This window comes from Silvibacterium acidisoli (assembly GCA_022870745.1).
Classification (GTDB): Bacteria; Acidobacteriota; Terriglobia; order Terriglobales; family Acidobacteriaceae; genus Silvibacterium.
In genome coordinates, this window is record CP085323.1 from 202,781 (window position 1) to 214,902 (window position 12,122).

General features: G+C 60.0%; 8 protein-coding genes. 5 read left to right on the plus strand and 3 right to left on the minus strand.

What is annotated here, in order from left to right; genetic code table 11:
* Positions 1-173 precede the first annotated feature (173 nt).
* Positions 174-920: a 3-oxoacyl-[acyl-carrier-protein] reductase gene (fabG, locus tag LJD29_RS00795; RefSeq protein ID WP_446743847.1), complete on the plus strand. Its 747-nt coding sequence runs from the start codon at positions 174-176 to the stop codon at positions 918-920.
* Between the two features lie 46 nt (positions 921-966).
* Here the strand turns inward: fabG and LJD29_RS00800 are convergent, their stop codons facing one another.
* Positions 967-2,244 (minus strand): protein kinase family protein, encoded by a 1,278-nt coding sequence (locus LJD29_RS00800; protein WP_446743848.1) that lies wholly within the window; start codon positions 2,242-2,244, stop codon positions 967-969.
* Between the two features lie 480 nt (positions 2,245-2,724).
* On the opposite strand from LJD29_RS00800, the gene LJD29_RS00805 reads away from it, so the two are divergent.
* The gene (locus LJD29_RS00805; RefSeq protein WP_446743849.1) at positions 2,725-4,782 is read left to right on the plus strand and encodes a beta-N-acetylhexosaminidase; all 2,058 of its coding nucleotides are present in this window, start codon (positions 2,725-2,727) and stop codon (positions 4,780-4,782) included.
* An 81-nt stretch (positions 4,783-4,863) separates the two neighbouring features.
* On the opposite strand, the gene LJD29_RS00810 is transcribed toward LJD29_RS00805, so the two are convergent.
* Both LJD29_RS00810 and LJD29_RS00815 read right to left on the minus strand, forming a co-directional pair.
* Entirely contained in the window at positions 4,864-6,132 is a 1,269-nt protein-coding gene (locus tag LJD29_RS00810) for a histidine-type phosphatase (RefSeq protein WP_446743850.1), read from the minus strand.
* Between the two features lie 74 nt (positions 6,133-6,206).
* Positions 6,207-9,248, minus strand: coding sequence for a TonB-dependent receptor (locus LJD29_RS00815; RefSeq protein WP_446743851.1), 3,042 nt, complete (start codon positions 9,246-9,248; stop codon positions 6,207-6,209).
* Between the two features lie 170 nt (positions 9,249-9,418).
* On the opposite strand from LJD29_RS00815, the gene LJD29_RS00820 reads away from it, so the two are divergent.
* From LJD29_RS00820 to LJD29_RS00830, 3 genes are all read left to right on the plus strand, one after another.
* A complete protein-coding gene (locus LJD29_RS00820) occupies positions 9,419-10,096 on the plus strand; it encodes a response regulator transcription factor (protein WP_446743852.1) in 678 nt (225 codons plus the stop codon).
* Positions 10,093-11,508 (plus strand): sensor histidine kinase, encoded by a 1,416-nt coding sequence (locus LJD29_RS00825; protein ID WP_446743853.1) that lies wholly within the window; start codon positions 10,093-10,095, stop codon positions 11,506-11,508. Before LJD29_RS00820 ends, LJD29_RS00825 begins: the two co-directional genes overlap by 4 nt.
* A gap of 208 nt (positions 11,509-11,716) precedes the next feature.
* On the plus strand, positions 11,717-12,112 hold the full coding sequence (locus LJD29_RS00830) for a DUF302 domain-containing protein (RefSeq protein WP_446743854.1): 396 nt from the start codon (positions 11,717-11,719) through the stop codon (positions 12,110-12,112).
* The last annotated feature ends 10 nt before the right edge of the window (positions 12,113-12,122 follow it).

Genomic DNA, 12,122 nt, shown 5'->3' on the forward strand with positions numbered 1-12,122 from the left:
TCTCATGGAGCATTGTTAACCCATTAATCCGAAACCTAGCGGGAGTGTCTTCATCGGGACTTCGACGATTAGTAACGACAACTCGGCTTATCGTCACCAATTCGGCCCGCTTCTCCAAAGGGTTTTGCAACCCCCCAAGCCGAGCACCAGGCGACCCTTTTATAATCAGCCGCATGGCATCACTCGAAGGAAAGACCGCACTCGTCACCGGAGCATCGCAGGGTATTGGCCGCGCCTGCGCCATCGCGCTCGCCAAGGCAGGAGCCCGCGTGGCACTGGCCGCCCGTAACGAAGAGAAGCTCAAGGCCGTAGCCGCCGAAATCACCGCGCTTGGTGGAACAGCTGAAATCTTCGTCATCGATCTGGCCGACGAAGACTCCATCAAGGCCGGAGCCAAGGCCGCGCTTGCCCACTTCGGCAGCATCGAAATCCTGGTAAACAATGCCGGCATCACCAAGGACACCCTGCTGCTGCGCATGAAGCGCGCCGACTGGGACTCCGTGATCAACACCAACCTTACCGGCGTCTTCCTGATGACGCAGGCGCTCACCAGCTCCATGATGAAGGCGCGCTGGGGCCGGGTCATCAACATCACCAGCGTTGTAGGAGAGATGGGACAGGCCGGGCAGGCCAACTACGCCGCCAGCAAGGCCGGACTCATCGGCTTTACCAAGTCCCTCGCCCGCGAGCTGGCTTCACGCGGCGTGACCGCGAATGCCGTCGCTCCGGGATACATCGAGACCGCCATGACCGCCGTGCTCGACGACAAGCAGCGCGAGGCCATGACCACGCACATTCCGCTCGGCCGCGCGGGCACAGATGAGGACGTCGCCAGCGCCGTTCGCTTCCTCGCCTCCGACGAAGCCGCCTACATCACCGGCCACACGCTGGATGTAAACGGCGGCATGCACATGGCATAGACATAACGGGCTGTTTCCCCTGGGGAAACAGCCCGTTTTCTGCACTTTAGCGGCCGTGGTAGTGGCGGGCGTAGACGTCGTGAGGCATTCCTTCGCGATGTGCCTTGGCTGAGAAGGCGAAGGCCTGGTCGCGATTCATGACGCCTCCCAGAGAGACAAAATAAGGTGCGCCGCCGGTTGGGCTGAAAACCTGCGCATTGAGATCCGGATGCTGCTGGGCAACGGTCTCAGCTTTATGCCTGGCCTGGTCCTCGCGGTTATACGTATAAGCAATCACGCGCCAGCCTTCGCGGTTGTCGGCGGCAACTGGCGCCGGAGCTGCAGGAGCTGCCGCCGGTGAAGGCTTAGCTTTTACCGGTTGGGGAGCCTGAGCCGGAGTTGAGGCCGGTTCCACCACAACCGCAGGCGCCGCCGGAGCCGAAGCCGCCGGGGAGTGATGGAAAATCCGCCAGACCAGCCATGCACAGAGAAGGATGACAAGGACCCCGCCGCCGATTACAGCGGCACGGGCCGTCGAGCGATTTTCGCCGTAAGTTTCCCGTTCGAGACTGGCGACTCGAGCGGGCGCGGCGGCAACCCTGGCGGGCGCTGGTGCGGCTGCAGGAGTTTGTGAGACGGTGGGAGCCTCCACTGGCGCGGGAGCCGGCTCTGCAGGTTTGGGTCGAAACGCGTCGATAATCTCAGCCGTTCCCAGCTCGCCACGCAAACCGCGTGCAAGGATGCCGTCAAATGGTGCAGGCAGGAAGCCGGCCGCCTCCAGGGTGCGCTGTTGCGTGAGTGCCATGAGCAGGACAGTGCATAGATTCTGGACGTCGCGCTGCTTGCGAGCCTGGCCTTCGGCGCCCTCGGGAGCCTCGCGAATGCAGTCGCTGCGCAGCTTCACCGCCTCGCCGACGGCGAGGATGCTGGCAGGTTCGACATGTTCATGGACAAATCCCTGGGAATGCAGCGCCTCGAGAGCAGAGGCGACGCTTTCAGCAAGCTGGCGGGATTCGGTCGGAGTCAGGCGCTGATTTACCAGGACTTCGCCCAGGTTTGCATCGGCCGGCTCCATGACGGCATAAACCAGGATGGTGTCGTCGAGCGAAACCTTGCCATAGTCTTCCAGGCGCAACAGATTGGGGTGGTTAAGGGCGGCAACGCCCTTCCAGCGGGCGAGGATTTCGTCTTCATCGAAGTGCGACTCGATGAGACGCAGGATCTTTACAGAGCCCTTTTCGTCCAGAGTCGAAAATAAAGCGCTACGGCCTTCCGGCTGCAGCAGCTTCGTCAGCGGAAAACCGCTTCCGATGGTCGTTCCTTCATATTCTGTCCACATCGCCATACACAGATCCATCCAGGGAAATTAAGTTGTCCAAGGAAGAAACCGCGTAGGGGAAAAGTGGAACAAAAAGGAGACTGAACCACAACGTGCCTCGATGCCGAACCGGGCCGCTCACTCCGTCTCAAAGTATCAACTCTATACTAAATAAAGCGGTAGCAGATTTTCCTCCGGAGCCGCGGTGGAATCTTCCCCTCCTCGGCAACGCATCTCTTCCCTTCCCGCACGTGCGAAGTCCGGTTCGAATTCGCACATCCATGAGGGGGCTTTCAGCTTACAGGGAAAGAGGGAAGCTGAGGAGTGATCGATGATGAAACAGTCTGCCGCATGGCAGATCGCCCGATTGGCCACTCCTTCCCAGGTGAAGATTGGCGAAAGCCCCTCAAGCATTTACAAATAAAAAAAGGTTTTTAATTCTGCAGGCTGGTGTCGATGCAAAACTGTCATTCTCTGCGATCTTTTCTGCTTTGCCTTTCCGTTGGCATGAGCGCCGTCTCTCCCCTGTTGGCTCAGAGCGATGCGCCGCGCATTCTTCCTGCTCCTCGAGAGCTGCATGCAACGGCGACCGAGCCGATCGGGGCCGCTTATGTGACAGTGCCCGGCAAGAAACCAGAGGATGAGTTTGCCGCCGAACAGCTGCGCAGCAGCTTCAAACTGCGCGGTATCCCGCAACGCGCAAACAACGCCGTTCGCATAACCCTGCTGCGTGCCGACGCGGCGGAGGCAAAGCGCCTGCTGGCGGATAACGGCTTGCACCTCGACGGACCGATGCAGGCCGAGGGATACGTGATCGTCGCCGACAAGCGCGGTATTGCCGTCATCGGAGATACCGCCGCAGGGGTCTTCTACGGCGTGCAGACGCTGAAACAGATGGTCGAGGGCTCAGGTGCGAATGCGAAAGTCTGGCTGGGCACTGTGCGTGACTGGCCGGCGATGAAGTATCGCGGTATTGACGACGATCTCTCGCGCGGACCGCTCCCGACGCTGGCCTTTCAGAAGCATCAGCTCGAGGTTTTTTCCGCGTACAAGGTCAATGTGTATTCGCCATACTTCGAAAACACGGTGCAGTATCCCGGGAATCCGCTGCCTGCGCTTCCGGGTGGAGCGATGTCTCCTGAAGATGTAAAGGAGCTGGTAGCTTACGCGCAGCAGCTTCACATCACTATCGTTCCTGAGCAGGAAGCCTTTGGGCATCTGCACCACGTGCTCGAGTACGACAAATACGCAGAGGTAGCCGAGACACCCAATGGAAACGTGCTGGCTCCCGGGCAGCCGGGCACGCTACCTCTGATCACGAACTGGTTTACGCAACTGGCTGCCGAATTTCCCGGGCCATTCCTGCACGTAGGCGCCGACGAGACCTTCGACCTGGGTACAGGCCGTACGAAAGAAGATGTAGACAAGCGCGGACTGGGCACAGTTTATGCAGACTTCCTTGCGCAGATCCACCAACAGCTTGAGCCTCTCCATCGGCGGCTGCTCTTCTGGGGCGACGTGGCGTGGAGCGACGAGGCCGCGGTGCAGCGCATTCCGAAGGACATGATTGCGGTGCCGTGGGTTTACTGGCATGAAGATAACTACGACAAGAACATTCTGCCATTCAAGAAGACCGGCATCGAGACGTGGGTTGCGACTGGTGATGCGAACTGGAGCATGCAGTATCCGCTGGGCGAGAACGCGATGGACAACATCGCCGGGTTCACTGAGTCCGGCCAGCGCCTGGGCTCGACCGGGGAGCTGGTGACGGTTTGGAACGATGACGGCGAAGGGCTCTTCAACCAGGATTGGTTCGGCGTGCTCTTTGGCGCCGTGGCAGCATGGCAGCCGCAAAGTCCGGCAACGGCTGCCGCTGAAAAAACTGCCTACCAGGATGCTTTTGGGCTGCAGTTTTATGGCGACGCCTCAGGTCGCATCGACGAGGCCGAGAAAGAGTTGATCGCAGCGCAGAAGGTGATCGACACTAGCGACAAGGTCTTCTGGCTCGATCCCTGGACGTTCGAAGGACAAGCCGCGCTTGAGAAGATGCGGCCAAACCTCGTGAGTTCCAGGCAGCATGTGGAGCGTGCGATTGAGCTGATCCAGATGGTCGAGCAGTCGCAGCCGGATCGTGCTGAGAAAGACGCGCTGAAAGCAATGGAGCTGGGTGCGCGACGTATCGACTTCACGGCGGAGAAATTCGAGCTGGCAGGCGAAATGAGCGATGCTTATCGCAAGGCTTACGCATTGCGGAGCGACAAAAAGCACTCAACCGAAGCACGCGAGCTGCTCAACTCGATAGGAGGCATGACCGGCCGCTGCGACGATATCCGCAATGGCTACACGCTGCTGAAATCGCTGTACAGCGATGCATGGCTTGCGGAAAACCGGCCTTTCTGGCTCGGCAACGTACAGGTGCGATATGACGTAGCCGCACAGCTCTGGCACAAGCGTTCGATGGCCATGCAGGCGATCGAACAGGAGTGGGAGAAGACTGGGCAGATGCCAGCGCCGGGCACGCTTGGGGTCCCGCTTATCGAGAAGCACACTACAGACATGGAGTAGCCGTGTCTGTAGTGTCGGTGAGTTGTGCCACCTCACCCGGACACGCATCATCTGCATGAGAAAGCAGCGGCCCGAAGATCTCTATCGGGCCGCTGTTCTTAATAGTGCCGTGAAGGAGTTCAGATCGCAGCCCCCATCGGGTCCACTGCATCCTGGAACAAACACCGGCACACGCGGTGGCGGCGCGGCAAGAGTAAGCGGGGTTGTGTTGCGCATCTGCTCGAGTGTTTGTGCGGTGAAGAACAGATGCACCGTACGATGGCCTGCTGCGTCTTCTCGTAATTCAAAAACGAGCGCCGCCCCTGGGGGCGTGTCGTCGCGGCGGCCGTCGAGGATCCAGCTGAGCCTGAGTGCTCCGGCGATGGTCGAGAGGTTTGTATCGTGGCCAACGAGGAGCAGAACTTTATCGCCCGGCTTTCCTTCGGCTCCGGCGACAGCGCGCCTCTCGGATGCCTGCTCCAGCGAAGCGCCGATCACTTGCATCAGGGCCGCGGAGAGCGGTTCGGCAACAGCAGGGGTTCGCAGCGCAATGTCAGACGAAGCGGTGTGCAGATCGATCAGCGTGCGCAGCCGCGCTCCATCCACGCACCCCCAACCTACCTGCTTTGCATCGAAGCCTTCGGTGTATTCGAGCAGAAGGTTTTCTGCAAGGGTGCCGGCAGTATTCAGCGGGCCCTTGACGTCGGCGAGGTGGTCGCCGCTGCTGGCGGAGACGGATGCCGGGATATCGAAGAGCGAGCTGCGCGCATGGCCTGACTCGGCTTCGCCGCAGCCTGCGAGCAGATCGTCGAACTCCGCGAGTGGCGCATGATAGGCAGCGGCAACGGCGGACGGATCGTTACCGATTCGGCCGAGCACACCCGCAGCGGCGAGCTGCGCCTGCGACGGCGTAGTAGCTGCCACGTGAAAAAGCGGATCGTTGGTGCCTTCAGGCTTCGCCTCGACTGACACATTGCACCCTGGGAGGAAGCCCTCAGCCATGGCGTGTCCGGTTTCTCGCGTGCGCTGATCGGAGTCGGCGTGAATAGCGATGCGAACTGCGTCATCGCAGCCCTGCCCTGTGAGCAGACCCTGCTGTGCAAAGAGAGCGCGATCGTACGCGCCAAAGATCTTCATCAGCGCGTACCCATGGGGCGTGAGCTCGCCGGGTGCGGTCGTCCACTTCGGCCAATCAGCCTTCGAGAAGCGATCGTATTGCGCGGCCTTCCCGGTCGGGCTGCGCACGCCGTGGCGGCTGAGGATGAGTACATAGTCCAGCTTCTGCTCAGGCTGCGGAGTGAGCGTCTGCGATACGGCTGAGGTAGCGGAGAGCATGCTGAGCACGGCCAGCAGCGAAAGTGAGATGCGCATGGAGCGGTTCTGGTCCCCGTAATCAGTAATGTGAAATGGCTGCCGGCGGAGTTCCGCCGGCAGGCTGGTTGGAGTTAGCGGGCCGAGGCGAAGGTGTAGCGCAGTCCGCCGCTGTAGGTCGGCTTGTAGAACTCACGCTGGTTGATAAACGCCTTGCTACCCGTGTAGTAACCGAATACCTCGTCGTTAAGGTTGAGACCGTTTACCACTGCGCGCAATCCCTTCCACACGCGGTAGCTGGCCTGGGCGTCCACCTGGAAGTGGGTGAGCGTCCAGATGTCACCCGAAGGTCCCTTCGGTCCAAGGCCGCTGGGATCTGAACCGGTGACAAAAGCCGGTGAGGTATAGGAGTACTGGAAGACGCTCGCGCCATCGTAAGCAAGGCCCGCGCGCAGCGATAAGCGCTTTGTGTCGTAGGTGGGGCTGACGCGCCAGGAGTTCGGCGACTGATCGATAGTCGATGGGCTGTCACTGCGCAGCGGCAGACCCTTTTCTTTCGATCCCGTATAGGTGTAATTCGCGGTCACGCCGAGGCCACTCAGGAAGCCGGGGAGATAGCTGAAGTGCTGCTGGAAGCTCATCTCAAAGCCATAGAGATAAGCATTCTTACCGTTCGTGTATTGCGTGACGGCATCGCCGGGATACTGCTCGATGACCTGCTGGATCGAGGTGGGGAAATATCCGGCCGGGAAGTTTGCAAGGTTGATGTTGCTGGGAATGGTCACCTCGACCTGCGGTGCGTCGAGCTGCTTGAAGAAGAAGCCAGCCTGGACCAGGCCAAGCGGGTGCAGGTAATCCTCAAAGAGCAGGTCGTAGTTGTTGGCATGCTCGGTGCGCAGATTTGGGTTGCCGATGAGCACGCTGATCGGGCTCGCGGTCGAATCTTCGGTGACGTAAGGCACGAGCTGATACGGGTCGGGACGGGCGATTCCGCGTGCGTACACTGCGCGCACGTTTGCGTCCTGCGTGAGTGCGTAGCGGAGCTGAACGCTTGGCAGGAAGTCCACGTAGCTGGGGTTGTTGTTTACCCCGGTATAGGTGTAGCAGTTGCCAGGTTGAGGAGCTACCGGAGCCTTATTACCGGGGCAGACCGCACTGGAGCTGCCGCCGCTATAGCTGCCATCTTTGTAGGTGCCGAAGAAGTTGACGTTATAGCCGAAGGTAAGATCGCGTGTCGCTTCGATACGCAGGCCGGTGTTCACGTGCAGTCTGCCGAAGTCGACCGAGTTCATCAGGTAACCGGCTGTAATTTGCTCGACGGTGTGGAACAGGTTCGGATAGGTGTCTGCAGCGGTCTTCTGCTGATCGACGAATCCGCTGTAGTTGGCCAGCGTGAAGGCCTGTGTTTTGGTGAAATCCGATACCTGGCCGTAGTGTCCGCCGAAGTAATGACCGCCATAGTAGTTGGTGCTTGAGAAGTCGCTGGCAAGCGAGGTCATGAGTGGCGCGTTCGATGGGAAGCTGTCGTACACAGTCTCCGTTGCGTCCTGTGTCTGGTGGCCATTCGTGAACTTAAATCCAGCCTCGAAGGTGCCGTTGTGCTCGGCCCAGCGGTAGCCATGCTCCCAGGAGGTCTGCGCAGTGAGGTTCAACTGCGCGTTGATGCCCGTTGAGGTGGTGATGTCCTTGAACTGCCAGTTCGCGCCATTCAGCAGAGGTGAGTCGGCGGAGTTGTCGCAGTTGCCGAAGTGCGGATGGTTGGGGTCGTTCTGCATCGAGGGCACATAGTTGCAGAAAACCGTACTGCCGACCCAGCTGAAGTCGGCCTTGGGGTTACCGGCCGAATCCTGCTCGTAAGAACGTGACGCTGAGATCTGGTAGAGCCAGAGCGAGTCATTATGCACCGTGCGTCCGCCAAGGATCAGCGTGGCGACCGAGGCATTGGGGCGCTTGTTCGAGGTATAGAACTTTGGGCTCGAGCTCTTGGTCGTCTCCGATGGATACACAGGGTCGGCAGCGGTGCCGCCGATTGCAGTGGAAACCGGCTCGTAGTACCACTTGTCACCGTAGTCCTTCAGGTCAGAGTAGAAGCCATGTGCGTAAAGCGTCGTGTCGTTCGTGAGGCGAAAGTCGGCGCTGCCGTCAAAGCCGTAGCGCGTGCGGTCGTAACGATACTCGCGGATGGTGTTGTTGTCGTAGAACGGCGCGGCGAAGGTCGAGAGCGGGTCGAGCCCCGGCTGGATGTTATCGATGCCGCGGCCGTTGTAATCCATCACCGCGTTGCCCAGCAGGCCAAGGCGCTTGTTCAAGCCGAAACGCTTCCCTACCGTACCGCCCAGGTCATACGATCCGACGCCATCAAGAATGGGGGTGTAGCCGCCATCGCTGTAGGTGTCGAGTATCAGTTTGTCGCCGGCCTCCTTGGTACGCAGGTTGACTGAACCGCCGATACCATTGCCGTCCATGTTCGCCTGCAGGGTCTTGTTCATCTCGATGGAGTCGACCATGTCAGACGGAATCACGTCGAGACGCACCTGGCGCACAGTTGGCTCCGGCGCGGGAATGGTGATGCCGTCCACGGTGACATTGGTGAGACGCGGCTCGGTGCTGCGCACCTGGATGTACACGCCTTCACCCTCGATGCGATAAAGCGTGACGCCGGGGAGGCGGCCAATGGCATCGGCGACGTTCGCATTCGGCAGGCTGCGAATCACCTCGGAAGGCATGACTTCCTTGATGTTGTCAGCAACACGCGTCTCGTTGATGGCTTCCGCTTCACCGTGCGGACGCGAAGCGCTGACCAGGATCTGCTCGGAGTTGTTGGCTACGGAAAGCTTGAGCGGCAAGCTGATCGTCTGGCCTGCGGCAACGGTCACCGGGGCACTTACCGGCGAGAAGCCCACATATGTAACGGTGACGGTATAACTGCCAGCGGGCACATCGGGCAGACGGAAGTCGCCCTGAGAATCGGTGATGCCCTTAATGTGTGCCGGTAATAGTTCTAATTGTGCGCCGGGCACGGCTGCGCCCGCGGCATCGACCACCGTGCCCTGCACGATGCCGAGCGCGCTTTGCGCAAGTGCCGGAGATGCGGCCATCCAGGAAATGGTAAAGATCAGGAGAGCAAGGCAGAGCGTAAGACTCCGCGCTCCGCTGCGCGGCGGATTCGTCGTCATGAAAAATATCCTCTTTCAGCCCGGAGTCATGCATGGAGGAAAAACTCATGATGCGATCCCGGGAAGTGATGGCAGTGTGGCAAACGAATCTAAGGGCAATCTGAGGATCGTAAACAGTCGAGCTGAAATTCACCGTACATTCACAAGTGGCCGCTAGGTTGAAAGTGGATATGAAAATTCTTATCGCTGAAGATAAGCGTAACTTCGCAGTGCAGCTGGGCCGCGCTCTCGAAGGCGAAGGACATTCGGTTACGCTGGCCGCCGATGGCAGCGAGGCTTTGCGCCTGGGGCGCTCCGCGGAGTTCGACCTCTTGCTCATCGATGTCATGATGCCGCGCATGGATGGCTTCGAGGTTGTGCGCCGTATTCGCGAACAACGGCTGGAGACGCAGGCTATCATTCTGTCGGCGCGCGACTCGATGCAGGACATCGTCACCGGACTCGACGCCGGCGCGGACGACTATCTCACCAAGCCTTTCGCACTCGATGTATTACTTGCCAAGGTGCGAGCCACCGAGCGCCGCGTTCCCATCCGCGCACCTCGCGAGCTGCGCTGCGAGGAACTGGTTCTGCGGCCGTGGATGTTCGAACTGCAGCGCAGGGAACGAATCGCAGTGCTTACGCGGACCGAATGCGCATTGCTTGAAACGCTCATACGACGCTCCCCTGCAGTGGTTCCGCATGGCGCGCTCATTGAGGAAGCGTGGGGGCCAGGCTGCGATGTGAGCTTCGACAGCCTCTACGTCTTCATCCGCGCACTGCGCGGCAAGATCACCGAGCCAGGCGAGGCCGAGATGCTGCACACGATCCGCGGAGTCGGCTACTGCCTGCGGGCAGAAGCGACTTGAAGCCTTCTGCCTCGATCTCGACGCGATTGACCGCATGGTTTGGCCTTATCTTTCTCGCGGGCTGGATCCTCTTCGGCGCTGCCATGTGGCTCATCCTCGAACACAATCTTTCAAAAGAACGCCATCTTACGCTGAGTCGCCGTCTCGATCGTCTGCAGGAGCTGATGCACCGCAATGCGCGCGGCACATCCGCCGAGCGCTTTGACGACTTCCATGATTTCGCTACCGCCACCGGCAGTGGCCACGCTGAAGTCTTTCGATCTGATGGCAGCGTTCTATGGCCCTCGCCGATAGCCTCCGTCGTGGACTTTCCATGGCCACCGGTAATACATCTCGCATCGGAACGCTTTCTCTCGATTCAGGCCGAAGGGCAGCCATATCTCATCATCCAGCGGCCCTTCCGCGACGACAGTGGCGGCGACCTGGTGCTGGTGGCAGCCGCATCGGAATTCGCCAATCGCGAGCTGCTTACCCAGTTCCTCCATGGGATGTTCACGCTGGCGCCGGTGCTGCTGCTCACATCGATGGCAGGCGGATACTGGATGAGCAGGCGGGCACTCGGGCCGGTCGATCGCATTACTGCGGCGGTGCGTTCCATCGGCATCCGCAATCTCTCCGAACGTTTGCCGGTGCCCCGCAGCGGCGATGAACTCGAGCGGCTGGCAGAGACCTGCAACGACATGCTGGTTCGCCTGGAGGTCGCGGTCCTTAAACTCAAGCAATTTACAGCTGACGCCTCGCACGAGTTGCGCGGTCCACTCACGGTATCGCGCACCATCGCCGAGGTCGCGCTGCGGCAGCCGGGCGTCGATGCGATCAGCCGCGAAGCATTCTGCGAGATCATCGAAGAGTCGGCCACGGCTGCGATACTGCTCGAACAAATGCTCGAGCTGGCTCGCGCCGACAGCGAACCGACGGGATTCATCCTTGAACCTGTCGATATCGCAGCGATCATCGCCGATGGCTGCGCTGCAGCCTCGACCCTCGGCGCCCGCAAGGGCATCGAAATCCGCTTCGAGCCCGGCACGCAGTCTACGCCGGATATCCTCGGCCACGCTCCCAGCCTGCGCCGCCTGCTATGGATATTGCTCGACAACGCGCTTAAGTACACGCGCTCCTCGGGCCGCATTCATGTCTCCCTCGAATCCACCGCAACCCACACTTTGCTGCGCGTCGAGGATCAGGGCATAGGGATCGCGCCCGAGGATATCCCCCGCATCTTCGATCGCTTCTACCGGGCAGATCCTTCCCGCAGCCAGGTAGAAGGCAGCGGACTGGGCCTTTCCATCGCCAAATGGATTGCCGAAACCCACCACGCCGAGATCCGGGTTGCCAGCCGCGAAGGAGAAGGTTCGACTTTCACAGTCGCTTTTCCTACGGCTAATATCGCGCTGATCCACGCGGCCGGCTGAAGGCCGCGCGCGCGCTCAGCGGCCGGTACACGTTCAAATCCGAACAGAGAATGTCCGCAATCGCAAAGTGAGTGCGGACTATAAGCCATCACGGCTCATCCGATGGGGATCGTACACTCGTCCAAAATGTTAAATTGATCGCCAGGGCTGTTTGACCGGGATGGCATGCGGGTATCGTTGCGATCCGGCCCTTAGGAGAAGATCGACCATGCTCGACACAGACAACGGCCTTATTCATTTGAGCAGTCCCCACTCCGTACCTGAGACGCTCGCACGCCTGGAGAAAATCGTCAGCACGAAAGGTATTCCGATTCTCGCCCGGATCGATCACAGCGGGGACGCAGCCCGCGCAGGTTTGAAGATGAATCCGGCTCAGCTGCTGATCTTCGGCAACCCTAAGGCAGGCACTCCCCTGATGGTTGCGTCTCCCACCATTGCCATCGATCTTCCCCTTAAGGCGCTTGCATGGCAGGACGATGACGGAATAGTACGGCTCTCCTACAACAGCCCCGAATATCTTGCGGAAAGACATAAGACACCTCGAGAGTTGCTGAAAAACATCGAGGTGATCAAGACGCTTTGCGAAGCGGCCGTGCAGGAATAGCGCAGCCGCT

Coding starts and splice junctions, on each gene's coding strand:
- fabG (WP_446743847.1), top strand. CDS start 174: ATGGCATCACTCGAAGGAAAGACCGCACTCGTCACCGGAGCATCGCAG.
- LJD29_RS00800 (WP_446743848.1), bottom strand. CDS start 2,244: ATGGCGATGTGGACAGAATATGAAGGAACGACCATCGGAAGCGGTTTT.
- LJD29_RS00805 (WP_446743849.1), top strand. CDS start 2,725: ATGAGCGCCGTCTCTCCCCTGTTGGCTCAGAGCGATGCGCCGCGCATT.
- LJD29_RS00820 (WP_446743852.1), top strand. CDS start 9,419: ATGAAAATTCTTATCGCTGAAGATAAGCGTAACTTCGCAGTGCAGCTG.
- LJD29_RS00815 (WP_446743851.1), bottom strand. CDS start 9,248: ATGACGACGAATCCGCCGCGCAGCGGAGCGCGGAGTCTTACGCTCTGC.
- LJD29_RS00830 (WP_446743854.1), top strand. CDS start 11,717: ATGCTCGACACAGACAACGGCCTTATTCATTTGAGCAGTCCCCACTCC.
- LJD29_RS00810 (WP_446743850.1), bottom strand. CDS start 6,132: ATGCGCATCTCACTTTCGCTGCTGGCCGTGCTCAGCATGCTCTCCGCT.